Below are 24,807 nucleotides of genomic sequence, written 5' to 3' on the forward strand. Positions count from 1 at the left end.
TCCAGCCGATACAGTCCTACCCGTGCGCTTACTGCTGTACAACATCCGGTACGCCACCGGCACCGGTCCTGCCTTTCATCTGCCTGTGCCCGGCGCCGGCTACCTGCGCAGTAACAAGCGCGTGTTGCGGGAGATCACGGAATTCGTGCGTGTCGAAGACCCCGATATCGTTGGACTGATCGAAGTGGACACGGGATCGATCCGCACTGGCATGCTGAATCAGGCGGAATTCATTGCCCGCGAGATCGGGCATTACTCCACATACGAGTGCAAGTACGGCGCGCAATCGATCAACCAGCTGATGCCGATACTGCGCAAGCAAGGGAATGCTTTTCTTGCAGCCCCGCGCGTCACCGGCGAGCGCTTCCACTATTTCGATACCGGCATCAAACGGCTGATCATCGAGCTCGAGCTCGATGAGGTGTGCATATTCCTGGTGCACCTGTCGCTGAAGTTCCGGCAGCGACAGTATCAATTGCGGTCACTTCATGATCTGATTACAGCAGCCACCAAACCAGTCATCGTGGCCGGCGATTTCAATGCGTTCTGGGGTACGCACGAAATCTATTTGTTCATGCGCGCGTCGGGCTTGCGCAGTGCGAATCTGCACAATCTGCCGTCCTATCCGGCACGAGCCCCGAGGGTAGAACTCGATTTCATCCTGGTCAGCAATGGCATCGAAATCGAGGATTTCCGCGTACCCGATGTGCGTTTTTCCGATCACCGGCCGCTGGTGTGCGACTTCGCACTCACGCGACAGGGTCATTAGGGAGTAGAGGCGATGAGTTCATGGCAAGCAGAACGTGACAGCAACGATATCGTGTGGCTCACAGTCGACAAACCCGGCGGTTCCGCCAACGTGTTGTCAAAAGAGGTACTCGAGGACCTCGATGCGCAACTCGCGCAGCTCGAGGCTCGCCTGCCGGCCGGTGTGGTCGTTCGATCCGGCAAACCGAGCGGTTTCATCGCTGGTGCAGACATCCGCGAGTTTACGACTCTCACCGACCTCGATGGCGCCTATGAGCTGGTGCGCCGTGGCCAGCGCGTGCTCGACCGGCTGGAAGCTCTGCCCTGCCCCACTGTCGCAATCATTCAGGGTTTTGCACTCGGCGGCGGCCTTGAGGTCGCGCTCGCCTGTCGCTACCGGATCGGCGTCGACAACGGCAAACTGAGCCTCGGGCTGCCGGAGGTGAATCTCGGCATCCACCCTGGATTCGGCGGCACGGTGCGAAGTGTCAGGCTGCTCGGCGTCGAGCAGGCAATGCCGATCATGCTCACCGGTCGGCCCGTTCGCGGTGAAAAGGCCCTCGAGATCGGCCTGATCGATCGGCTCACGCCCGAAGACAGGGCCGAAGAGACGGCCCGGGAGCTCATCGCGCGGCGACCGTCACCGCACCAACCCGGCCTGCGGGCGACGCTGCTGTCACTGGCGCCTGTACGCGGTTTCGTTGCCGGGCGATTGCGTGCTCAAGTTGCCCGCAAGGCCCGACGCGAACACTATCCGGCGCCCTATGCGATGGTAGAACTTTGGGAGAAATACGGCGCCAAGGACGATGCAGCCTACGAAGCCGAAGCGCGCTCGATCGCCAAGTTGTTTCTCAGTGACACGGCGCGAGGGTTGATACGCGTTTTCTTTCTCCAGGACAAACTTAAAGGCCTTGCTGGCGGCGCAAAAGCGAACATTCGAAACGTGCATGTTGTCGGCGCAGGCGTCATGGGCGGCGATATCGCTGCCTGGTCGGCACTGCGCGGATTCAACGTCACGCTCCAGGATCGCGAAGACAAGTACGTGCAGCCCGCAATGGCTCGCGGCCGCGCTCTGTTCGAGAAGAAATTGCACGATGACAAGTCACGAACCGCAGCAACGGAACGACTGCGCGCGGATGTCGCAGGCGATGGCGTTGCCGAAGCCGACATAATCGTCGAGGCCATTTTCGAGAACCTGGAGGCGAAGCAGCAGCTGTACGCGAAAATCGAACCACGCATGAAACCAGGGGCCATTCTTGCCACCAATACTTCGAGCATAGTGCTCGAAACACTCAACGCACAGCTTTCGAACCGCGGGCATTTCGTGGGGCTGCATTTCTTCAATCCAGTTGCGCAAATGCCGCTGATCGAGGTCATTGCAACCGAGCAGACGGATGAACAAAGCACGCTGCAGGCGATCGCTTTCGCGCGCCGGCTCGACAAGCTGCCACTGCCCTGCCGCAGTTCACCAGGATTTCTGGTCAATCGCGTGCTGGTTCCCTACCTGCATGAAGCAATGCGCGCGATCAACGAAGGCATACCGATGCGCACAGTCGATGCCGCAGCGGAGGGTTTCGGTATGCCGATGGGACCAATCGAACTGGTCGACACCGTCGGCCTCGATGTCGCACAGCACGTCGGTGAAATCGTCACCAAAGCCATGTCGCGCGAACCCGCCGACGATACCCGACTGAAGGCCCTCATTGCCGACGGTAAACTCGGCCGCAAGTCCGGGCAGGGGTTCTATGTCTGGCAGGATGGCAAAGCGATCAAACCCGATGCCGGGAACGCCGTCGTGCCGGCTGATCTCGAAGACCGGCTGATCCTTGCGCTTGTCAATGAGTGCGTTGCCTGTTTGCGCGAGAAAGTCGTCGCCGACGGGGAGCTGCTCGATGCCGGCGTCATATTCGGCACCGGATTCGCGCCATTTCGAGGTGGCCCCCTCAATTACGCCCGCCACGCCGGGATCGACAACATGCTTAAGCGATTGAGCACCCTGGAACAGCGCTACGGCAGCAGATTTCGCGCGGACCCGGGCTGGGACTTGCTGCGCAACCAGTCTGCGCCGTGAGCCGCGTCCGCGGCCTCAAAAATGAGGTGTGCTAGCATCGCGCTTTTGGTCCAAGGATAGCTGCTTGCAATGTCTGACGATCGCCGCGCAACCGTAAAACAGCTGCAGGGATTCTCGCCGCTCGGCGGCATGAAGCGCGACAACCTGGCCGCTCTCGCAAAAAAGGTGGCGATCCGGGAGGTCAGCGCAGGTCGGCTGCTGTTCAAGGAAGGCGAAAACGACCGGCGTACCGTATGGCTGGTCAGCGGCACGGTGGAATTGCGCAATTCCGATCGGGTGATCGGCGTGATACGCGCAGGCACACCCGAGGCGCAATCGCCGCTTGCGCCCAGTCAACCCCGCAAGTGCTCGGCGCGAGCGGTCGAGGACATCGAATTCCTGGCCATCGATTCGGAACTGCTGGATGTAATGATCGTCTGGGATCAGACAGGCAGCTACGAAGTATCCGAACTTCGATCCGAGGCCGAGGCTGCGAGTGATGGCGATTGGATGACCACTCTCCTGTCGAGCAATGCCTTCCAAAGGATCCCGCCGGCCAACATACAGGCCATTTTCATGAAGATGCAGCGCCTGCCCTACCGTGAAGGCGACGTGGTCATCAAGCAGGGAGACGAGGGCGATTATTTCTACGCCATCGTGTCGGGCAAATGCCTCGTGACGCGCGAGACACCCATGAACAAGGAGGGCCTCAAACTCGCGGAGCTTGGGGTGGGCGACACGTTTGGCGAAGAAGCGCTTATTTCCGAAGCCAAGCGCAATGCGACGGTACGAATGGCGACCGATGGGGTGCTGGTGCGCCTCGGCAAGCAGGAATTTCGCGAACTGATGAACGAGCCCATGCTGCACTGGGTCGACGATGCCGAGGCGCGTCGCATAGTGGCTGACGGCGGGCAATGGCTCGACGTCCGCCTGCCCAGCGAATTCCAGAACATGCGGCTCGACAATTCGCTGAATATTCCGCTGTATTTCATCCGCCTGAAGACAGGAACCCTGGATACCGCCCGACCCTATGTCGTCGTGTGCGACACCGGGCGGCGCAGCTCCGCTGCGGCCTACATCCTCGTGAATCGAGGCTTCAAGGCCTATGTGCTGAAAGGCGGAATCAGCAGTGCGACCTTGCCGCTACGCCGCGCTCCGGGGTGATCGACACTAACCATCGCGAGCCCGAGGACTAGCGGACAATCACGCAGACTCCGCGCCGCTGCAAGACCTACATGGTGTGGGTGGGTTTGTCACCCGTCAGCGCGCCGGCAAGATACGTCTCGATCTTTTTCTGCGTCTGGCCGCGATCCTGCTCAGAGAACTGCACGCCAATGCCCGCCGTGCGCTTGCCTTGTGCGCCCTTGGGCGTGACCCAGATCACCCGACCGGCGACAGGAATCTTCTCGTCCTCGCCCATCAGGTTGAGCAACATGAATACCTCGTCACCCAGGCGATAGTTGCTATTGGTCGGAATGAAGAGCCCGCCATTGCGTACGAACGGCATGTAGGCCAGATACAAGGCACTCTTGTCCTTGATCGTCAGGGTGAGCAGCCCCGGCTTGTTGCCAGCACTGCGCGCCGGAGATTTTGCTGCTTCGCTCAAGCCGTTCGCCTCTGCAAGGCCATCGCGAGGTGCCACAACAGCGCCTCGATTGCCATCTTGCGGTTAATCGGTGTTGCCAGCTGCGATCGTATTCGCGCCAATTCGCGTTGCACAGCGAGCAATTCCACTATATTCCGCGCCGGAACGCCATCTTGCAAGTGCGCAGGTTCGCCCTGTCCGGAAAATTGCGGACGGTCGCCAGCCGCCGAAAAAATTCGATCTGTGAGCCAGTTCTCAAGCGCGACCAGGTATAACGCCGTATCGGCCTGTGCCCAGTGAACTGCCGCATTGCCCGGATGCTCGCCTCTTTGCAGGTGCTGCAGCGCGTCGATCACATCCTGGCGGATTGCACGCGCCTGATCAGCCGGAATGCAGGCCGCAGCAAATGGTCCGCCGCCCGCCAGGTCGAGCGCCGCGCTCCAGTCCTCCGAGGCGCCATGCGCCTGCGCGAGCCACTGCAGTGCCGTCGAGCGGTCGGGCCTCGGCAACCGGATGCGCTGGCAACGACTGCGTATCGTCGCTGGCAGCCGTGATGCATCAGCCGTCACGAGTATTATCACCGTGCCCGGCGGTGGCTCCTCCAGGGATTTCAGCAGCGCATTTGCCGCCGCGGCGTTCATCGACTCGGCTGGAGTCACCACGGCCACGCGCGCGCCACCACCATGCGTCGTCAGCGCCAGCTCGGCGCCGAGCTCACGGATCTGGTCGACACGCAATTGCTGTTTGTCCGCGTCCGGCTCTGTCCACAGAAGATCAGGATGCTCGCGGTGTACCACCCGTCGACAGTCCGGGCACGTCCCGCAGGGCGCGTTGCCGGCCTCGCGCTTACGGCACAGCAGCAACATTGCCGTCTGCAATGCAAGCCACTCGCCGCCACAACCTCGCGACTCGTGCAGAAGTAGCGCATGCGGCATGCGATTGCGGTCGGCAAGGCTGGTCAGCTGCGCGACGATCGGGCCAAGCCAGGGCGGATTCGGCGACGTCACAGCAGTGACTCCAGTTCCCGACCGACTGCGGCAAGCACCTGCTCCGCCGATACCGTGGCGTCGATAATTCGGATCCGCTGCTCTCGCGCGGCCAACTGCAGGTAGCCTGTTCGTACGCGCTCGAAGAACGCCAGGTTCTGCGATTCGAAGCGATCCCGGGCCTGGCGGCGACTGGCCGCACGCTGCAGCCCCATCCTAACCGGCAGATCAAGCAGGAAGGTCAGGTCGGGTTCGAGTCCGCGCTGGACACTTCGCACCAGTTGCTCGATCAGGTCTTCATCCACACCGCGCCCTGCACCCTGGTAGGCACGGCTCGCGTCGGAGAAACGATCACATAACACCCAGGTTCCCGCCTCGAGGGCCGGCTCTATTCTATTGCGCAGGTGAATACTGCGTCCCGCAAACATCAGCAGCGTCTCGGCGACACTATCGAGGGGCTCGTCGCCGTGAGCGAGGACCAGTTGCCGGATTTGCTCGGCGAGTGGTGTGCCGCCGGGTTCGCGGGTCACCAATACCTCGAGTCCACGATCCCTGAGCGAGGCGGCAACGCCGTGGACCACTGTGGATTTGCCCGCACCTTCTATGCCCTCGAATGTGATGAATCTGCCGCGCATCTAGCGTGTTCCCTGCAGCTTCAATTTGGCCAGATAGCGCCGGACCGCATCGGCATGCGCGGCGTAGTTGCTGGAGAAAAAGTGGGAGCCATCGCCGTCGCCGGTCGCGACGAAGTACAGGTCGCCCGTGATCTCAGGCTGTGTAACGGCCAATAACGCTTCCTTGCCGACGAGGGCAATCGGCGTCGGTGGCAGGCCGGCCCTTGTATAAGTGTTGTAAGGCGTGTCGGCACGCAGGTCGCGACTGCGAATATCCCCGTCGTAGCGCGCTCCCATCCCGTAGATCACGGTCGGATCGGACTGCAGCCGCATGCCGCGACGCAGCCGCAGTAGAAACACGCCGGCAATTCGTGCTCGCTCGCCCGGCAAAGCGGTTTCCTTCTCGACGAGTGAGGCCAGCGTGAGCACTTGATATGGTGACTCGAGTGGTTCGGTATTTGCGCGCACGCTCCAGGCGGTGGCCAGTTCCTGCTGCAATCGCTCATGCGCCCGACGAAGCAACGCTAGGTCCGTGCTGCCGGCGGCAAAACGATAGGTGTCAGGATAGAGCTGCCCTTCCGGATGCAGCTCGCCCGACCCGAGCAGCGTCATGACTTCGCTATCGGACCGACCGGTGAGAGTTTGACTCAGCGCGGGATGTCGCGCGATTGCCTGGCGAGCCTGATCGAAAGTCCAACCCTCTATCAAGGTGATTGATTCGAGCACGACGCGACCGCTGCGCAGCTGCTCGAGGATGTCGTTGACACTCGCGCCCGCGTTGATGTCGTATTCCCCCGCCTGAATCGAGATGCCAGGCCGTCGCCAGCGGAGATAGGTCGCTACGATCTGCGGATGACTGACCAGGCCGGCGCGGCCCAGTCGCTGTATTACGGCAGTCAGACTGCTGCCGGCCGGCACGGCAAAGCGCTGCACCGCGACCGACGGTCCGCTCTGGCGCAACAAATTCCGGCACCACAGCTCACCCGCAAATGCTGCCGACGCAACCAGCGCGAGCAGAGTGACGATGAGCAACAATCTAGCGCCGCGTTTCATGCCACAAGGTCCCGAAACAGGTCGACTGCCCGAGCTGGTCCAAGCGCGCGGCCGTCAATCCGGCCGACCCCGACCGCACCGATGCGCACGTTGGTCAGGAACATCTCCGTACAGCGCTTGATTGCCGCCAGCGGTATGCGGGTTTCTGTCAGCGCGACATTCGCCGCGCGTGCACGGTCGATGACTTGCGCCCTGGCGATACCCGCGACGCAGCCGCAGGCGATCGCCGGCGTAAGGAGTTGTCCATCGAGGATGACAAACACGTTCGTCATGGTACCCGAGACGAGGTCGCCGGCGGCATTTGCATGCAGCGATTCGAATATGCCAGGATCCGACCATTCGGCACGTGCAAGCACCTGCGGCAGACGATTGCAGTGCTTGATGCCGTCGAGCCCCGGATCCTGTGGCCAAATCGTTTGTCCGAGCCGGACAGCCACTCGTCCGGCAGGGTCCAGCGCCGGACCAGACGGAAAATCGTAGCGCAACAGCACGACCGTCGGGCACAGGCCCTCATGCATCACATAACCACGCGCCGGGTCGCTGCCGCGCGTTACGATCAGTTTGAACACCGCGCGATCCTCGCGCGAGGCACAGGATACGAGCGTCTGTGCGAGCCCCGGCCAGTCCACAGATCCAATACGCAGACGCGCCATACCCGCCCGCAAGCGCTGCATGTGGGCGTCCAGGTGGCGCGCCATGCCATCGCGCACGACGATCGTTTCGAATAGCCCGTCGCCATAGTGCAAGCCGCGATCGAAACAGACCCTCACGCCGAGATCATCGTGCGAACTGAAGATGACGTGCCCGGCCGTCACGTTGCTGCGCCGAGTGCCTTGAGTACGCCCCTCGCCTTGGCGCGCGTTTCTTCGAGTTCCGACTGAGGATCGGAATCGGCGACGATGCCCGCGCCAGCGCGCAGTTCGATGGCGCGGTCCACCATCACGAGCGAGCGAATGAGAATGTTGAAATCAGCGCGCCCATCGTAGCCGATGTAACCAATGGCGCCCGTGTACGCTCCGCGGCCAACGCCTTCGAGCTCTGCGATGATCTGCATGCAGCGAAACTTCGGACAACCGGTGATGGTGCCGCCGGGAAATGTCGCGCGCAATGCGGCTATGGGCGAGACGTCCTCGCGCAACCGGCCGCGCACGTTCGAGACGATATGATGAACATGCGCATATGTCTCGATATTCATGTACTCGTTCACTTCGACCGATCCTGGCACGCACACCCGTCCGAGATCGTTTCGCTCGAGGTCGATCAGCATGATGTGTTCGGCCCGCTCCTTGGGGTGCTCGCGCAACTGCTCGATCATGGTCCGTTCGGCGGCATGGCCGCTCGCCCGAGGCCGCGTTCCCGCAATCGGTCGGGTCGCTATGAAACGGTCCCGGTCGATCGACAGGAGCCGCTCGGGCGATGAACTGAGCAGCGCCATATTCTCGCAGAACATCAAACCGGCCATGGGTGCGGGATTATCGCTGCAAAGCTGGTCGTAGAGCGCTGCGATGGGTGCATCGACGGGCAGCGATCCCCGCCACCAGCGCGACAGATTGGCCTGGTAGATCTCGCCGGCCGCGATCAGTTCCTTGGCGCGTTCGACTCGACGAAGGTAGAGATCCGGCGCCTCTTCGCACATGGCCACCTTGCATGAGAACGCCGACACCTGCGGCCGGCGCAAGCGCTCGAGATCGCCTTCGATCGTCGCAAGCGCGGCCTGATTCCCTGAGACAGACAAATACCATGATTCGCCGGTCGAAGTATCGTGCACGATGGCGTTGTCGACCTGCCAGGCACAAGCCGTAATCGGCGATTCAGCCGCCGGCAGGTTCAGGCGGGGTTCGATTTCGGAAACGGTCTCGTACCCCAGGTAGACAAACCAACCTCCGATAAACGGCCACTCGCCGCCTGCGCGTGCCATGCCCGTCGTGCGCAACTGTTGCTCGAGCGCGTCCAGGAATCCTCCGCGCCTGCGCCCATCCCGGCTGTCGTGCACCACCGCGGACCGGCGCAATACGAGGCGCCGTCGCGGAGATACGGCCAGCAGGCAATACCGTCCCAGCGGACCATGGGCGGCGCTGTCGAGCAACATGGGATATCGTCGCGGCCAACCGCCGGCAAGACCCAGGAGGTCCCGACGGCTCGCATCGAGCCTGGTTGCGACGTATTGCGATGGAAGCGTTGGGCGGCCTATCTTGCGTCAGTCCACGAAACGACGAAAGACCACGCTGCCGTTCGTGCCTCCGAAACCGAATGAATTCGACAAAGCCACATCGACGGCAACCTGCCGGGCCTCATTCGGCACGCAATCGAGGTCGCAATCGGGGTCGGGATTCTCATAGTTGATGGTCGGTGGCACGATCCGGTCACGAATCGCGAGTATCGACAGGACGGCTTCGACAACGCCTGCAGCGCCAAGCAGATGGCCAGTCATCGACTTGGTTGCGCTGATCGGAATCCGCGCGGCATGCTCGCCGAAAGTGGTTTTTATCGCGAGTGTCTCGGCCTTGTCGCCGAGCGGTGTCGATGTAGCGTGGGCGTTGATATGATGGACCGCTGCAGGCTCTATCCGGGCATCGCGCAATGCATTTTGCATTGCGAGCCTTGCTCCGGACCCGTCTTCGGGCGGCGCCGTGATGTGGTGGGCATCGCCGCTCATGCCGAAACCGATCAGCTCCGCATAAATTCTGGCGCCGCGACGCTTGGCAAATTCCAGCTCCTCCAAGACCACCGCGCCTCCGCCATCGCCAAGGACGAAACCATCGCGTTCGCGGTCGAATGGGCGCGAGGCGCGTGTCGGCTCGTCGTTGCGCGTGGAAAGCGCCTTGGCCATCGAGAAGCTGCCAAGGCTGCAGACGGTGGTGGCATATTCCGCGCCGCCCGCAATCATGACATCGGCATCACCGTACTGGATCGTGCGCATGCCGAGGCCGATTGCATGCGTCGAAGTCGTGCAAGCCGTGACGATGCCGAGGTTGGGTCCCCGGAAGCCATAGCGGATCGACAGGTGCCCCGCGATCATGTTGATGATCGAGGCCGGGATCAGAAAAGGCGAAATCTTGCGTGGATTGCGCGTTTCGAGATAGGCGCCGAACTGATCCTCGATGGTTGCGAGACCGCCGATGCCGGAACCCGATATCGCCCCGACACGCTGGGGGTCGACCGCCTGCATGTCGAGGCCACTGTCCGTGACAGCCTGGATCCCGGCCGCCACGCCGTAGTGCATGAACGCATCCATCCGCCGCGCATCCTTGGGCGGGATATAGCTCGCGACATCGAAATCGCGTACGGCGCCACCGAAACGGGTGGGAAATGCGGAAACATCGAGCGCGGTAATGGCCCCGATGCCGCTCTCGCCGGCCAGGGCGGACTTCCAGACCGACTCGACGGTACTGCCCAGGGGAGTAATCAGGCCGAGGCCTGTGACAACAACGCGGCGTTTACTCAAGCGGTCTCCGACCTCGGATTAAGGCGGCGCAGCGACGCGACCGCCGCCGCTGTGGCGCATGGGAGTTTGCAAAGCTGCGGCTAGGACCGCGATCAGCTCTTGCGGCGCTCGTTGATGTAATCGATGGCCTGCTGAACCGTGGTGATCTTCTCGGCATCCTCGTCCGGGATCTCAGTCTCGAATTCTTCCTCGAGCGCCATGACCAGTTCAACCGTATCCAGCGAGTCTGCGCCCAAATCGTCAACAAACGACGCATCGCTCGTGACCTGCTCCGGCTTGACTCCGAGCTGCTCGGCGACGATGGCCTTAACCTGCTGTTCAACAGTACTCATCAGTGTCGTGTCCTCTTAAGACCTTGAATATTTGCGCCCCGGATTCTCGCTCCCGGGTTATCGCAAGGCGCGGTATTGTAGGTTAAGCCCGCTGCTTGGGCTACATAAGGCGGCATTCGTCCCGCTATCCTTAATTTTTTATACAATGAATCAATTACCTACAGTCACTTTTTCCAGTCGAGTGTAAACACCTGGCGCGATCATACCATCAGCATGCCGCCGTTGACGTGCAGTGTCTGTCCGGTGACATAGGCGGCGCCTTCGCTCGCGAGGTAACTGACCGCAGCGGCGATATCGCCCGGCATACCCAGCCGCGCCATGGGGATCGTGCTCATCAGGGCATCACGTTGGGCGTCCGACAGTGCCCTTGTCATGTCGGTGTCGATGAAGCCCGGCGCAATACAGTTGACGGTAATGCCGCGCGAGGCAACTTCCTTTGCAACGGACTTGCTGAAACCGATGAGACCGGCCTTGGCGGCGGCATAGTTCGCCTGACCGGGGTTCCCGGTGACGCCAACGATCGACGTAATGTTGATAATGCGGCCGAATCGCGCTTTCATCATTGATCGCAGGCAACCTCGGCTCAGTCGAAAAACGGAAGTGAGGTTGGTGGCGAGTACACCGTCCCAGTCGTCATCTTTCATGCGCAGCAGCAGGCCGTCACGCGTAACCGCCGCGTTGTTGACCAGGATCGCCGGCATCACGCCCTGTTCGTCGAGGCTTGCGAGAAGTGCCTCGACCGAAGCCGCGTCAGCGACATCGAGAACCGATCCGCGGCCACCGTGAGCGCCAAGCCAGTCGCTGATGGCGCTCGCGCCCGCGGCGCTGGTCGCCGTGCCGACGACCAAGGCACCACGCGCTGCCAATGCTTCGGCGATCGCCCTGCCTATGCCGCGAGAGGCTCCCGTTACCAGCGCCGTGCGACCTTTCAATTCCTCGTTCACGCCTGCGCTCCATTCAATTGTGTTATTGCTGCGCGAATCCCAGCCGCGTCATCAGTCGCCATGCACACGAGTGCGGCATCGCGACCAATGCGCCTGTTGAGAGTGGTCAGTACTTTGCCCGGACCCATCTCGACCGCATGGGTGACGCCCATCGCAAGAAGCGCTGCGACGGTTTTCGTCCATTGCACCGGTGCCGCCAGTTGCGCGGCGAGTGCCTGCCGAACGTCCTCCGGCTGGGCGTGGATTTCAGTATCGGCGGCACTCACGAAGGTGTAACGAGGCGGGGAAATCGCAACCCCGTCGAGCCGCTGCGAAAACTGTCGCGCCGCCTGCTGCATAAGCGATGAATGGAACGGCGCACTGACCGGCAGTTTGACCGCGCGTTTGGCGCCGAGCGCGCGCGCGCCCTCTATGGCTCGATCCACTGCCGCCGCGTGGCCTGCAATTACGACCTGGCCCGGCGCATTGAAATTGACCGCTTCGACGATCTGCCCCTGCTGCGCAGAAGCGCAGGCCCGCTTGACCTCATCGTCTTCGAGGCCGAGCAGCGCTGCCATGGCTCCTTCCCCGGCGGGCACCGCGGCTTGCATGGCTTGCCCGCGAAACCGCACCAGCCGGATAGCATCCGGGAATGCGAGCGCTTCGGCGCATACCAGCGCCGCAAACTCGCCAAGACTATGGCCGGTGACCACGTCGGGCTCCCGGCCGCCGCACTCCCGCCACACGCGGTAGAGTGCGATCGACGCTGCAAGCAGGGCCGGCTGTGTGTTTTCCGTCAGGTTGAGCGCACTGTCCGGGCCGCTTTGTACGAGCTGCCACAGGTCGAAGCCAAGCGCAGCACTCGCTTCGGAAAAAGTGCTCTGGATGATGGAGAACTCATTCGCGAGCCCTCCCAGCATGCCGACGGTCTGCGACCCCTGGCCGGGAAAAACCATGGCGATCTTCATGCGACGGATTATAGCGGCTCACCGCCGCCATGCCCGCGCTTGTTGCGCCACAGCGTTGGCACGATTGCCGTCAAGCCGCCAAACGCACCGTAGATATGGGCAGCCGATGCAACAGGCAAGTCGCCAACCGTCGGCAACTGCCCGCCGGAATGCTCGTAGGCAAGTTTCGCGCACAGTAGCGCCAAGGACAGGAGCGCCAATGTTCGCTCGCGACGCAAATGGGCGACCGCACCTGCAACCAACACCCCGTGCAGCACCCCGGATGCACCTCGATACCACTCGAGTTGTGTCTGCTGCAGCCAGAGGCCGGCGTCTATCGCCATCATGCACGCGAACACGACGAAGGACCACGCGAGCGGGCGCATGCCGCGCGCGAACAATGCCCAGAGCAGTGCAAGTCCGGCGCAGTTCGCGAGCGCATGTCGTGGGTTGACATGCACCAGGTGTGCGGTAAGGAGGCGCCACAACTGGCCAGCTGCCAGATCAGTGCGCGTGTAACTCAGCAATTCCTGCCATGCGGCCGGCATCGCGGCCATTGTCAACAGCAATGCCAGCAGCGTTGCGAGGGTGATGCCATAACGACCGTCGCAATTGAGCGACCGACTCCAGGATGAGCGGGACGGCTCGGGTTTTGTCACAGTCATTTGTTATGATCGCCGCAGCTACGCTCAAGTTCCGAGGCACTTATGGACCGCATGATTCGCCGCCAGCAATGCTTTGACGCACGGGGTCGGCGCCAGGTCGGCTTCACATTGATCGAGATCATGGTGGTGGTCGTAATCATCGGGCTTCTGGCTGCCATCATAGTGCCGAATGTCATCGGCAAGGTCGATGAAGCACGTGTCAGCAAAGCGCAGGCCGACCTGCGCCAGATTGAGACGGCATTGACGATGTTTCGCCTGGATACGTCGCGCTACCCGACCTCGGAACAGGGCCTGAAGATCCTCACCAAGGCGCCTGCCGACGGTTCGGTACGCAATTATCGCGCCGAGGGCTATCTGCCGCGGCTCCCGAAAGATCCTTGGCAGAACGACTACCACTACACCTTTCCCGGGACCCACGGTCAGGCTTATGACCTGTACTCGCTCGGCGCAGACGGCCAGGAGGGCGGCGAAGGCGCTGACACCGACATAGGCAACTGGAACCTAGAAGAGCAGTAGCGCAAACCACTGCGGCCGTGGCCATGCGCAATATGCCAGGACAGCCGCGCGCGGGGTTTACCCTGGTCGAGCTGCTCGTGGTGATGGTCATTATCGCGGTCGTGGTCTCGGGTGTCGTGTTCTCGATAGGCGTCGTCGGTCAGGATCGCGAATTGCAGCGTGAGGCCGACAGACTCGTCAGCCTCCTCGCCTACAGCCGCGAGCAGGCGGAACTCACCAGCCGCGAGTACGGTCTGTATTGCCTGGCAGGTGGCTACAGTTTCGTGCTCTTCAACCCGCGGACTTCCCTGTGGGTGGATTTGGCCAACGACGAGGTGCTACGCGAACGCACGTTGCCCGCCGGGTTGTCGACCCGGCTCTGGGTAGAAGGACGTGAAATCGTCCTGCCGCTCGCAGTGCCTCTGGACCAGGCCGATTTGAAACCGCAGATCCTGTTGTTCTCAAATGGCGACGTCAACACGTTTGAATTGCAGCTCGAACGTGCCGATGCCGGACGCTGGATTCGTCTGGCGGTGAATGAACAGGGTGAGGTTTCAGCGGGCGACATCTCTACAGGTACACATTGAGAGCACGCGGCTTCACTCTGGTCGAGGTTCTGGTGGCGTTGGTCATCGTCGCGTTCGCCATGACCGCGTTGATGAGCACGGTAACCAGTTCGGCCGATAGCACGTTGTACCTGGCCGACAGGCAGCTCGCACAGTGGATCGCCGAAAATCGCATCGCCACGCTTCGACTGCAACTGCTGGCGCCCGGCAAGGGCGTGCAATCCGGCTCGATCGAATACGCCGATGCCAAGTGGCAATGGCGCCAGGAGATCATCGACACCGACGTACCTGGATTGCGCCGCATCGACGTGCAGGTGCGTCGCTTGCAGCCCGGTGAACGCGAAACCAGTGTCACGGACGCTACCGGCAATTGGCTGGTCACGGTCAGCGGCATACGTGGCAGCAAGGTGGCAATTGCCGGTAGCGGCGGCTTCGGCGTGACGGGCACCCCGCAGGCGAGTCCTGCCGATTCGCCCCCTACCGACGCGAACGGCAACCCAATCCAATGACGCGGGCGCGGCACAGTGGATTCACGCTGGTCGAGATCCTGGTGGCGCTGTTCATCGCCGCCATCCTGTTCGCAATCGGCTATTCCGTCGTCAACCAGGGCATGATAGAGCGCGAACGCCTGGCGCAGCGCCAGGCCCGGCTGTTGCAGCTGGCGCGCGCGATGCGCGTCATCAGCCAGGACGTCGCGCAGCTCGAGGCACGGCCAGTGCGCGATACGCTCGGTGCCGGATTGCAACCCGCATTGGACGGCAGCCGCCGCGGCGAGGAATTGCTGATTCTAACCCGTAGCGGCTGGGCCAACCCGGCCGGCCTGCCACGTTCGACTTTGCAACGCGTGCAATACTTGCGCAAGGACAAGCAGCTGATTCGTGCTTATCTGCCTGTGCTCGATGCAGCGCAAGGCGTATTGCCACTGCAGCGTGTCCTGCTCGACGGCGTCGACGACGTCAAATTGCGATTCATGGACAATGGCAGGCGCTGGCTCGAGCAGTGGCCGGTTGCAATTCCAGGGAGCCAATCCGGGCTGCAGCAGTTCCGATCGCTGCCGATCGCCATCGAGATCACCGTCCGACTGGAGGACGTCGGCGAAATCGTGCGCATCATCGAGACACCCGCATGAGGGCACCCTCTCATCGCCAACGTGGCATTGCCCTGCTAACCGCCATCATGCTGTTTGCCATTGCGACGGTCCTTGCAGTCGCCATTGGCTTTGCAACCACAATGACAGCACGACGGGCTGTCGCCAATTCTTCGTTCGATACCGCATTGATGTATTCGCAGGGCGCCGAAGCACTCGCAGCAGTAGCACTGACAGAAGACCAGAACAACGAAGACAGCCCGGATGAGTCCTGGGCGCAACCTTATGGCCCGGTCGAAATTGCGCCGGACGCTCTGATCACCGCTCAACTCGAGGATCTCGATGGCCGATTCAATATCAATTCCCTGATCGACAAGGACGGTGTTGCCGATCCGGTTGCCGTCGCCACTTTCACCCGGCTGCTCGAAATACTCGGTCTCGAATCCAAGTGGGCGCAGCTACTGACAGACTGGATCGACATCGACAACCAACCGACGCTGCCGGATGGCGGCGAGGACAGTTACTATCTCGCACAGACGCCGCCGTATCGTCCGCCAAACCTGCCTGTCACTACGATCACTGAACTGATGTCGCTGCCGGGCTTCGATATCGAGCGTTTCAACCGCCTGGCGCCGCATATCACTGCCCTGCCGCCCGATCCTCAGCGAAAGATCAATCTTTGCACCGCGAGCGGCGCGGTCCTGGATGCTCTGCATGGCACGCAGCTGCAGTTCTCGCTGGACGAGGCGGCACTGCAACGAAATCGGGAGCGAGGCTGCTTTCCGACCCCCGACACTTTCCTGGACACGGTTTCGGCCGAAGCGCGCCAACAAATAAGTGACCGGGTCGGCAAAACAAGCGCGGACTTCCTGCTGACCAGCTATGTGACTATTGGCACTACGGAAATGGCCCTGTACAGTCTGGTCCAGCGGGATCGCAACCAGATCCGAGTTATTCGCCGATCGCAGACGCCAAACTAGACACCATGAGCGAAACCCTGCTACTGCGAATGTTCCGCGATGACGCCCACAGCGCGAGCTGGGTTGTCGTCAATTCGGCAGGCGAATTGCTTCGCAAGCCGCAGAGCGGGCCACTGACACTGCTTACGCCGATCGCAGCCGAACGCCGGGTGATCGTTTTGGTCCCGGCATCCTCGGTTACCCTTCTCAATGCCCAGATTCCCCAGCGACAGCAGTCACGGTTGTTGCAGCTCGCACCGTTCGCGCTGGAAGAGCAACTGGCGGAGGACATCGAATCGTTGCATTTCGCAGCAGGCAAGCGCGAAGGCGATTCGGCGAATATTGAAATCGCGGTCGTCTCGCGCGCCTTCATGGACACGACGCTGGCAGCACTTCGTACGGCCGGAATCGAACCAGCCGAACTCGTAAGCGATGCACAATTGCTGCCTTCGCATCCTGCCGACGCTGTTGCGCTGATCGATGGCGATGAGATATTGATTCGCACCGCCAGGGGAGCCGCTGCCGCCCTGCCCGCCGCGGATCTTGCAAGCGCCTTCGAAATTACACTCGCGGGCGTGCCCGATGGAGCACAGCTCAAGGACAGCTCGGTCATCATCCATGTGCCGCAGCGGGAGTGGCCGGATCAGCAACGCGCCGTTGAATCACTGCGACCGTCATTTGGTGGCTTGAAAGTCCAGCTGTTGCCCGAGGGCGCGCTGCCTCTGCTGGCAGCACAGCTGCATTCGTCTGATCGCATCAATCTGCTGCAAGGCGATTATCGCCCGAAATCGGCCGGTCAGTTCGAATGGCGTCGTTGGCGCCTGGCTGCAGCACTGGCAGTGGCGAGCCTCGGCCTGTATATCCTCGGGCATGCGGTCGAGTTGCGGCGACTGGCCAGGGCGGAGAGCGCCCTTGACGCGCGCATCGATCAACTCTACCGCTCGGTGATTCCGGGCGAGCGGGCGCCGCCCGATGCCCGACGCCGCCTCGAAGCACAGCTGGGTGGATCGAGCGCAGGTCCCGAACTACTCCAGGTGCTCTCCGATCTTGCTGCAAGTCGCGCGAATGTTCGTGACGCGCAGCTGCTCGCGTTCACCTACCGGGACGGCGCGCTGGAATTGAGAATGCGTGCGCAGAGCGCCGAACAACTCGATGGACTTGGCCAGTCGCTGCGCCAGCGCGGTTGGGATGCCGAGTTCCTTGGTGGCGGCACGAGTCGTGACCACTACGAAGGGCGCATCAAAGTGCGTTTTGCCAGCTCATGAGTTGGCGGGCCCGCTATGACGCGTTGCAGCCGCGCGAGCGCATGATGGTCACCGGTGGTGCCTGCCTCGCTGCGCTGTTGCTTTTGATCGCCTTGCTATTGCCGCTCGGTAGCAAAGTCCACAAGGGCCGCGACCGTCTCGCCAGCAAGGGCGCTGATCTTGGCTGGATGGAACAGGTCGTTCCGAGACTGGCAGGCGCAGGCGCGCGTGTCACAGCACCGGCCAACCGCGACAACATGGTCGTGATCGTCGACCGAACTGCGCGTGAAGTCGGTTTGGGCAGCGCATTGGCCAGCTCTGAACCCGCTGGAGAAGGTGCATTGCGCGTTCGCCTCGCGGCCGCCCCTTTCGACCAGATGGTTGCATGGCTCGCAAGACTCGCCCAGCAAAATGGCGTTCAGGTCGTTTCGGCTTCGGTCGAGGCCACCGGCGAAAGTGGCGTGGTCAACGCCCAACTGCAATTGCAGGCGCCCTGATACCCGATGCATCGCGGCCGTATTTGGCTGATCGTCCTGGCAGTTATCGTCTTCGCCACGATTGTCGTCGCAAGGCTGCCCTTGCGCTGGCTACTGCCCGCGCTGCCGACGGGCCTTGCTTGCGCGAGCGCGGCCGGCAGTCTGTGGCACGGTGCCTGCGACGGCTTCTCGGTCGACGGGCAAACCCTGGGCGATCTGCGTTGGCAGCTGCGGCCCGCGTCCTTGCTTCGAGCGCGGCTCGACAGCGATTTTCAGCTGGTGCGTGAACGCATGCGCATCATGGGACGGCTGCAGCTGAGCCCGGGCGGTGCGTTGACGTTGCTCGACACGCAGGCCCTGTTGCCACTCGAGCGAGCCTATCTGCCAGCGCTCCCGGCAGACCTGGGCGGGCAGGCCGATGTTCTTCTGCGCGAACTGCAGTGGCGGGACGGCAAAGTGCTGGTACTGCAGGGTGAAGCGGACGCGCACGACCTGCGCCAACCGCAATCCGGCGCGGCGCTCGGGAACTATCACGTCGATTTCCCCGAGACCCGGGCCGAACCACGCGGGACACTGCGCGATGACGGCGGTCCTCTGGAAGTGAACGGCGAAATCGTGTTGACCGGCGAACCGGGGTTCACGGTCAATGCACTCGTGCGCGCGCGTGCTGACGCGGCACCGCAATTGCAGGAGCAGCTGCGCTATCTCGGCTTGCCGGATGCGGCCGGGCGATACAGCCTCTCGATTGCAGGCACCTTCTGATCAGCGCGCGTTCACCGCGCCCGCACCAGGGCCTTCGCTCAGATCCTCAGGGCTGTACTCGGCCAGGTGCAACAGATGCACGAAGTAGATTCCCGCGCGGACCGGCTCGGGCCCGAGCCGTCCGACGAGCCGCGAGTAACGGCGCAACTGCATCCTGTAACGCTGCATCTCGCTCGCCACGAACTCCTCCACGGCCCCGCCCGCATGGCGTCCCGTCTTGAAGTCGACGACCCAGCGTTCGCCAAATTCGCTTATGAAGCTTCGGTCGATGATGCCCCGGACAATCAGACCATCGACGTTGCCGGCCAGAGACAATTCGCTCGCCGCCTCCCGATGACCGGGATCGAGCAACCAGCGGACCTGTGGCTCAGCGAGCAGGCGGTTCAATGCGGACTCGACTTCCGCAACAGCGCCGCCGATTTCAGCCGGACTCACGCCTTCGGCCGCCAACATCAGGCAATATTGTTCGCTTGAATTCAACCGCCGGTCTTCTGGTCGATTTGCAGACCAACGCAGCAGCTCGGCGTGGATGACCGTGCCCACGTGACGCGCAACATCGCCGGCCCAGTCATAGCGAACCAGCGCATTCGCGTCTGCGGCCTCAGGCAGCAATGTGTGACCGGGCAGTGGTTCGCCAAAGGCGTCATCGTTGAATTCCAAATAGCCCAGGCTCGACAGGTTTGGCGGGCTCTCCGCCGCAGGTTGGCTCGTGGCGCTCGCGGGCAGGCGCTTGCATTGACCAAACTGGCTTGCGAACACCGCAGCAAGTGAACCCGACGGTGGCTGACTTACGCCCGACTCCGTGGCGATCAGGTCAAGAGACTCCCGGGCGCGCGTTGCGGCGACATAGCCCAATCGGCGCAGCTCCGCCGTTCGGCGACGTTTGTCCAGGAAGCGCAGGAAATCCGCGATTTCGTTTTTACCCTCACCGCGGGGCGCAAGAACCGCATCCGCCACCGCCTGTGGTGCCGTGTAATCCACGAACCACTCGAGCAGTTCGCGATTATCGGCGCGCGCGGTGGACTCGAGCCGTGGCAATATCACTGCGTCGAATTCCAGGCCCTTGGCAGCATGTATGGTCATCACGGTCACACCAGTGGCCTGCTGCGCCGCCGCGGCGACATCGACGGATTTCGTTCGCAGATCGGTCTGCAGCGACGCCAGATCGGGCGTCGCCACGCCGCGCGCGTGGCGATTCAACAGCTCCGTGAATATGCGCATGGCCCGACCAGCGGCGCCGTCGGACCACAGGGGCAGTCCGAGCCGAGTGGCCATCCGTTCAACGGCCGCGGCTACCCCCAGTTCATCGGCATCGCGCCGCGCGGCTGCCAACACCTCGAGCAACCGGTCAATTCTTCTGCTCAATTGTGCGCCGAGCGAGCTGCGTATGGCCGGATCGAGCAAAGCCGGTTCGAGATCACCGGCTTTGGATCCGTCACATACCGCTTTCAGTTCACGCAAGTCGAGCGCGCAACACGGCGACCGCAACATGGCGAGCCACGCGACCCGGTCGTGGCGGTTCAGCACCAATCGGGCAACAGTGAGCAGGTCGAGGACATCCTGGCGCTGGTCGAGCGCAAGGGACTGGGGTGAATTGACGGCGATGCCGCGATCGCGCAACGCTCTGGCACATTGCTGCGCCTCGGCGCGCTTGCGCACCAGTACGCCAATACGTTGATCGGGATACGCCGCGAGCAAGTGCACGACGCGCTCGACGAGCAGATTGATTTGCGCCGCGACATCGCCGCCGTCGACCTGCGTGAAAGTCACCTCCGCGGCGGTCGGCGGCTGCACGGCCAGTGCCTCGCTTGCAAAACCTGCATTCCCGAGCGATGCGCCTTCATCCTGCGGTGCCGCGAACAAGGCATTGTTGAACTCGATCAAGGCCGGACGACTGCGAAAGTTGCAATGCAACTGCAGATGACGCAGTCGCAGATGTGCGATTGGCTGGGTGCGCAAACGCAGGAACAAGCCGACATCGGCATCGCGAAACTGGTAGATCGATTGCGCCGGGTCGCCCACAATGAATAGCGTGCGGCCATCGCCCGGCTGCCAATCGATCACCAGATTCTCGATCAACTGCAATTGCTCGGGCGAAAGGTCCTGGCACTCGTCAATGAGCAAATGGCGAAAACTGCCGCCGAGCCGCAACGCGAGGTCGGTCGGTTCGCCCTCACTCACCAGCGCCTCGCGCGCAGCGGCCGTGACAGCGGTGTAGTCGTGCCGACCGGTCGCAGCAAAGTGCAGATTGAGCTCAGCGCATGCGCCAAGCAACAACTCGCGGATTGCGCACAGCAGCGCGACGTCGCCCTCTTGGAATCGGGCGCTCGCCGGAATGGCCTGGATGGTTGCGAGTGCTTCGATGGCGCCTGGTCGCTGGCTCAACTGTTCGCGCAGTTGGGACCAGGCATCGCGCAGCCCATTCGGCCATTGTTCCGCGTTGTTCATGCGCGGCGCGACAGCGCGAAGCGTTCCCTTCCGGGTCAGCATCAGGTTCGCAAGCCGGTGCCACGACTGTACCATCGTCGCCGCATCATCGAGATCTGTTTCCGGCGTTGCGGCGTGAGTGACGGCGGCACGGGCCAGCGCCCGCGCGACCGTCGATGCCTGCTGCTCGACCTGGACACCAAATTGCTTTCGACAGTCGGCGACCAACTGCGACATCAGCCTGCAGAGCGACAGATTGAGGCCGTCAACCGAAAAGTCACCAGCACGCTGCAGGAGCAGCGGCAACCACTGGGCCCGGCGCGACAGCAGCGTCGCCATGGATCTTTCCAGTCGCTCCCGGTTGTTGTCGTTGCACTCGTGCACGAGTCGCACGGCATCGTGCAATTGCGGATCTTTTGCAGCCCTTGCCAGGAATCCGGCGGCAACCCTTGCGTAGATGGATGACGGACTGTCCTCGATCTCGATCCCGCCCACCGTCTGTGACGGCAGCGGCAGAATCGTCGCCAGCCAGTAACAGAATGAGTCTATTGTCTCGATTCTCAGTTGCTCCGGATTTTCGAGCAAACCCCAGCCGAGCGCGACGTCGCGCGCGCGTACCGGCTCTGCCAGCTCTCGAAGCACCGCGGCATTTGCACTGCTATCGTCGATCTCGCCTCTGAGGGCGGCGATGATCCGGCTGCGCATTTCGCCCGCGGCCTTGCGTGTGAATGTCATCGCCAGAATGCCCTCCGGCCGGTCGACGACCGCAAGCAAGGCGAGGAATCGGGTCACCAGGGTCCGCGTCTTGCCGGATCCGGCCGGCGCTTCGAGCAGTATCGATTGGGTTACGTCGGTCGCGACGATACGCGCCGCCCGGTCCGCCTCGAGCAAATGCGCACTGTGCGAAGGGTCAGTCATCACTATCCTCGTCCGCCGCTGCAATGGCCATCTTTCGGCAAAGGCTTGGCAGATGGCAGTTCGCGCAAACGCCCTTCGCCGGCTCCACGGCCGCGTGGCCCGCACCAAAATCGTCCGCGAGCTTTGTGGCCAACTCGCGCAAGCGCTCGAGGTCCGCGAGGAATTCGCCCGATGCCTTGACCCGGGGCGCGAGGTCGGCGCGCTCTGACACGCCCGTGAACTGCACGGCGGCGCCATCGATTCGCGCGAACAGGAGACCTGCAACCGGATCCGGTACTGCATGGGCGTAAGCGGCCATTTGTGCATCGCGCGACGCATCGAGCCTGGATTTGCCGGTCTTGTAGTCGATGACGACCTGGCCGCGGGTCGACAACGCGTCGACCCTGTCGAGTCGCAATCGCAACCGGTACCCGGCGAGCTCGATTTCGCGCTCTTCCTCCACGGCCAGGACGCGAAATTCGCAACGCTGCAGTTCGCTATCCAGCAATTTTCGAATCAATGCCTGACAGCGCCGTTCTTCCCATTCGAGCAGTCGCTGCCACTGTGCGTCATCGCGCCGGGCGGCAACGTCCGCAATTGCCGGGTGCAGCGCGCCTTTTATGGCGCTGTCCAAGGCGCCGGGATCATTCGCGAGCTCGCGCAAATCCGCTTGCGAGCCCGTCTTGCGCCAGAACCGCGCGAGCGCCTCATGCACAATTTGACCTCGTAACAACGGGCCAATTGCATAGCGCGGCGGGTCCTGACGCGCCGCACCGAGGCGCAACTCGGCGTTTGCGCGGAACGGACAATCCTGCTGCAATTTCAGCGCGCGGGTGCCGCCCGGCAATGGCTCGGATACCGGCGAGGCCGGCGCCGTGTCATCGGTCTGCATTGCCATCCTGATCGCATTGCTGCGTGTGGCGTCAGGTGCAATCGATCGGTGGTGCACGGCAGCGGCGGCACCCTCAAGCAGCGACGACCAACGGAGCTGCTGGCTCTCATCGACCACAACGCTGCACGAGAGCATCAACTCGCGTGACTGCCTGCTCCAGGCGTGCAGGAACTGGCGCGCCAGGGCGAGCTGTCCGCCGGTACTGGCTGCGCGCAAATTGCAATCGCGCTGCAGTTCGAATGGTACGAATGCGTCCAGCAGCGGCGGACCAGGCCACCGATCCGCCGTGCAGTCGGCAATCCAGACGCCATCGTAACGCTCGACCGGCAGCTCGTATCTGTCCGATACGGTGACGTTCGCCGCCTCCTGGTGCGGCACGAGAGTCTTCTGCGCGATCACATGCCCGAGCTGCGACAGCGCCGCTGCCGGCGTCAGCCGGCCATAAATCGACCCCAGGCGGCCGAATTCGGCTAGCGCATCCCGCCACAGTTGCGAGATCATTCCGGTTGCGCCGCTCGCCCCTGCAAGGGGCGGCACGCACAGGGCAACCACTTCCGAGAAAACCACGCTCCAATCGCCTGGCGTCCGGTGCGGCGCCGCCGCTACTTGCCGCAAGCGCAGCATTTGCTCGCGCAATGGGTCACCGGCGGCGGGATCGGCGCATCGTGCCAACAGCACGTGCAAGGCGCGATAGTCGAGGCGCGGCGGAGCGTCGCGACGCAGTGCCGCCTCGAGGCGCCCGTCCGCGTCATAGGGCCGCAGCAGACCGGCGACCTGCTCGAATGCAAGTTCGGCAATCGCGAGACTCAGCCAATCCATCGCTTTGGCCACAACGGGTTGGTCGCGGAGCGATGCACCGCCTAGAAATGCGACGCGGTTGGTATTACGCGCGCCGTTCGCGGCATAACAGGCCGGATCGAAGCTGCGCATGAATATCGCGGCAGCGCTCGAGCCCGCGGCCGTGTCCCATGGCAGAACAACATGCACTCGTGCGGCCGGGTTGTCCTCGATACAGCTTCGAGCCCACCGACCTGCCGCGGCGATTTCATCCTCCACGCTGTCGGCGGCGACACGTTGGGCCGATTGCCCGGCGAGTGGCCCCCAGGGCAAATCGATGACCGGATCGACACCCGCAATTGACCTCAGGAGCGGTGTCGACTGGGCAAAACCAAGCCACTCAATGCTCGTGACCGGACGCTGGTCGTCGAGGTAGCGGCCAAGGCAGTGAGTGGGAACCGCTTGAAGGTCCGCGGCCCTTTCGGCGACCAACTTGGCAGCCATGGCAAGTAGCCGCGCCTCCGGGAGCGCATGGGATCGCAACTGCGCCGCCCCCATGCACATCTGGTCGAGGAGTCGTGCCGAGCGCGTCAGCCGCAGCGCGAGCCCGCCGGTGTCCAGGATGCCGAACTGGTCGGCAGCGTGACTGGCCGCATCGCGCCACAGCGCCGCCTCCTCGCTCGGCCGTAACAGTCGTAACGGCCGATTCGCCGCAAGCAAGGCGCGGGCCGCCCGCTCGCGCAGCCACGCAGCGAAGTGAGTTACGCGCGGACGGCGCCATCCGGGGGCGCCCTTGACGAGCTGTTCGCGGTCCAGCGAATTGGCGAGCAGACGCGCCTGGTCAGCGCTCGACGTAACCCGTTCCGGGTCAGTCATCG

The 24,807-nt window shown here is 62.7% G+C and carries 24 protein-coding genes; 11 read left to right on the forward strand and 13 right to left on the reverse strand.

Annotated elements, in window-relative coordinates; translation table 11 throughout:
* The first annotated feature begins 22 nt into the window (after nt 1-22).
* The 3 genes from R3E77_09445 (at nt 23) to R3E77_09455 (ending at nt 3,961) form a co-directional block, all read left to right on the forward strand.
* Nucleotides 23-769 (forward strand): endonuclease/exonuclease/phosphatase family protein, encoded by a 747-nt coding sequence (locus tag R3E77_09445; protein ID MEZ5499637.1) that lies wholly within the window; start codon nt 23-25, stop codon nt 767-769.
* 12 nt (nt 770-781) lie between these two features.
* Nucleotides 782-2,818, forward strand: a complete 2,037-nt coding sequence (locus R3E77_09450; protein ID MEZ5499638.1) for a 3-hydroxyacyl-CoA dehydrogenase NAD-binding domain-containing protein — start codon at nt 782-784, stop codon at nt 2,816-2,818.
* 69 nt (nt 2,819-2,887) lie between these two features.
* A complete protein-coding gene (locus R3E77_09455; protein MEZ5499639.1) occupies nt 2,888-3,961 on the forward strand; it encodes a cyclic nucleotide-binding domain-containing protein in 1,074 nt (357 codons plus the stop codon).
* Nucleotides 3,962-4,028: 67 nt separating this feature from the next.
* Here R3E77_09455 and R3E77_09460 read toward each other — a convergent pair whose 3' ends face one another.
* The 11 genes from R3E77_09460 to rrtA all read right to left on the reverse strand — a co-directional run bounded on the left by R3E77_09460 (nt 4,029) and on the right by rrtA (nt 13,347).
* Nucleotides 4,029-4,403, reverse strand: a complete 375-nt coding sequence (locus tag R3E77_09460; protein MEZ5499640.1) for a PilZ domain-containing protein — start codon at nt 4,401-4,403, stop codon at nt 4,029-4,031.
* The gene (gene holB / locus R3E77_09465; GenBank protein ID MEZ5499641.1) at nt 4,400-5,389 is read right to left on the reverse strand and encodes a DNA polymerase III subunit delta'; all 990 of its coding nucleotides are present in this window, start codon (nt 5,387-5,389) and stop codon (nt 4,400-4,402) included. Before holB ends, R3E77_09460 begins: the two co-directional genes overlap by 4 nt.
* Entirely contained in the window at nt 5,386-6,003 is a 618-nt protein-coding gene (gene tmk, locus R3E77_09470) for a dTMP kinase (protein ID MEZ5499642.1), read from the reverse strand. Before tmk ends, holB begins: the two co-directional genes overlap by 4 nt.
* On the reverse strand, nt 6,004-7,035 hold the full coding sequence (mltG, locus tag R3E77_09475; protein ID MEZ5499643.1) for an endolytic transglycosylase MltG: 1,032 nt from the start codon (nt 7,033-7,035) through the stop codon (nt 6,004-6,006).
* Nucleotides 7,032-7,850 carry an aminodeoxychorismate lyase gene (pabC, locus tag R3E77_09480; GenBank protein MEZ5499644.1) on the reverse strand — a complete coding sequence of 273 codons (819 nt, stop codon included), beginning with the start codon at nt 7,848-7,850 and terminating at the stop codon, nt 7,032-7,034. The genes mltG and pabC overlap by 4 nt, the downstream gene beginning before the upstream one ends.
* The gene (locus tag R3E77_09485; protein ID MEZ5499645.1) at nt 7,847-9,226 is read right to left on the reverse strand and encodes an aminodeoxychorismate synthase component I; all 1,380 of its coding nucleotides are present in this window, start codon (nt 9,224-9,226) and stop codon (nt 7,847-7,849) included. Before R3E77_09485 ends, pabC begins: the two co-directional genes overlap by 4 nt.
* A 6-nt stretch (nt 9,227-9,232) precedes the next feature.
* The gene (gene fabF / locus R3E77_09490; protein ID MEZ5499646.1) at nt 9,233-10,480 is read right to left on the reverse strand and encodes a beta-ketoacyl-ACP synthase II; all 1,248 of its coding nucleotides are present in this window, start codon (nt 10,478-10,480) and stop codon (nt 9,233-9,235) included.
* Between the two features lie 92 nt (nt 10,481-10,572).
* Nucleotides 10,573-10,812 (reverse strand): acyl carrier protein, encoded by a 240-nt coding sequence (gene acpP, locus R3E77_09495; protein MEZ5499647.1) that lies wholly within the window; start codon nt 10,810-10,812, stop codon nt 10,573-10,575.
* A 200-nt stretch (nt 10,813-11,012) separates the two neighbouring features.
* A complete protein-coding gene (gene fabG, locus R3E77_09500) occupies nt 11,013-11,744 on the reverse strand; it encodes a 3-oxoacyl-ACP reductase FabG (protein MEZ5499648.1) in 732 nt (243 codons plus the stop codon).
* An 8-nt stretch (nt 11,745-11,752) separates the two neighbouring features.
* Nucleotides 11,753-12,703 carry an ACP S-malonyltransferase gene (gene fabD, locus R3E77_09505; GenBank protein ID MEZ5499649.1) on the reverse strand — a complete coding sequence of 317 codons (951 nt, stop codon included), beginning with the start codon at nt 12,701-12,703 and terminating at the stop codon, nt 11,753-11,755.
* Nucleotides 12,704-12,711: 8 nt separating this feature from the next.
* The gene (gene rrtA / locus R3E77_09510; GenBank protein MEZ5499650.1) at nt 12,712-13,347 is read right to left on the reverse strand and encodes a rhombosortase; all 636 of its coding nucleotides are present in this window, start codon (nt 13,345-13,347) and stop codon (nt 12,712-12,714) included.
* Nucleotides 13,348-13,398: 51 nt separating this feature from the next.
* Between rrtA and gspG the strand changes: the two genes are divergently transcribed.
* From gspG to R3E77_09550, 8 genes are read left to right on the forward strand one after another with little or no spacing between them, the layout of a single operon-like run.
* Complete coding sequence (gspG, locus tag R3E77_09515; GenBank protein ID MEZ5499651.1) at nt 13,399-13,863, forward strand: type II secretion system major pseudopilin GspG; 465 nt, start codon at nt 13,399-13,401, stop codon at nt 13,861-13,863.
* Between the two features lie 23 nt (nt 13,864-13,886).
* Nucleotides 13,887-14,429 carry a type II secretion system minor pseudopilin GspH gene (gene gspH / locus R3E77_09520; protein MEZ5499652.1) on the forward strand — a complete coding sequence of 181 codons (543 nt, stop codon included), beginning with the start codon at nt 13,887-13,889 and terminating at the stop codon, nt 14,427-14,429.
* Nucleotides 14,426-14,917 carry a type II secretion system minor pseudopilin GspI gene (gene gspI / locus R3E77_09525; GenBank protein MEZ5499653.1) on the forward strand — a complete coding sequence of 164 codons (492 nt, stop codon included), beginning with the start codon at nt 14,426-14,428 and terminating at the stop codon, nt 14,915-14,917. The genes gspH and gspI overlap by 4 nt, the downstream gene beginning before the upstream one ends.
* Nucleotides 14,914-15,537 (forward strand): type II secretion system minor pseudopilin GspJ, encoded by a 624-nt coding sequence (gene gspJ, locus R3E77_09530; protein MEZ5499654.1) that lies wholly within the window; start codon nt 14,914-14,916, stop codon nt 15,535-15,537. The genes gspI and gspJ overlap by 4 nt, the downstream gene beginning before the upstream one ends.
* A complete protein-coding gene (gene gspK, locus R3E77_09535) occupies nt 15,534-16,475 on the forward strand; it encodes a type II secretion system minor pseudopilin GspK (GenBank protein ID MEZ5499655.1) in 942 nt (313 codons plus the stop codon). Before gspJ ends, gspK begins: the two co-directional genes overlap by 4 nt.
* 5 nt (nt 16,476-16,480) lie before the next feature.
* Entirely contained in the window at nt 16,481-17,719 is a 1,239-nt protein-coding gene (gene gspL / locus R3E77_09540) for a type II secretion system protein GspL (protein ID MEZ5499656.1), read from the forward strand.
* Nucleotides 17,716-18,195, forward strand: coding sequence for a type II secretion system protein GspM (gspM, locus tag R3E77_09545; protein ID MEZ5499657.1), 480 nt, complete (start codon nt 17,716-17,718; stop codon nt 18,193-18,195). The genes gspL and gspM overlap by 4 nt, the downstream gene beginning before the upstream one ends.
* A 6-nt stretch (nt 18,196-18,201) precedes the next feature.
* Nucleotides 18,202-18,936, forward strand: coding sequence for a type II secretion system protein N (locus R3E77_09550; protein ID MEZ5499658.1), 735 nt, complete (start codon nt 18,202-18,204; stop codon nt 18,934-18,936).
* On the opposite strand, the gene R3E77_09555 is transcribed toward R3E77_09550, so the two are convergent.
* Together R3E77_09555 and R3E77_09560 are read right to left on the reverse strand one after the other, a co-directional pair.
* A complete protein-coding gene (locus tag R3E77_09555) occupies nt 18,937-22,281 on the reverse strand; it encodes a UvrD-helicase domain-containing protein (protein ID MEZ5499659.1) in 3,345 nt (1,114 codons plus the stop codon).
* Nucleotides 22,274-24,805, reverse strand: a complete 2,532-nt coding sequence (locus R3E77_09560; protein ID MEZ5499660.1) for a PD-(D/E)XK nuclease family protein — start codon at nt 24,803-24,805, stop codon at nt 22,274-22,276. The genes R3E77_09555 and R3E77_09560 overlap by 8 nt, the downstream gene beginning before the upstream one ends.
* Nucleotides 24,806-24,807 lie beyond the last annotated feature (2 nt).

The organism is Steroidobacteraceae bacterium (genome assembly GCA_041395505.1).
In the GTDB taxonomy this organism is placed as follows: Bacteria; Pseudomonadota; Gammaproteobacteria; order Steroidobacterales; family Steroidobacteraceae; genus JAWLAG01.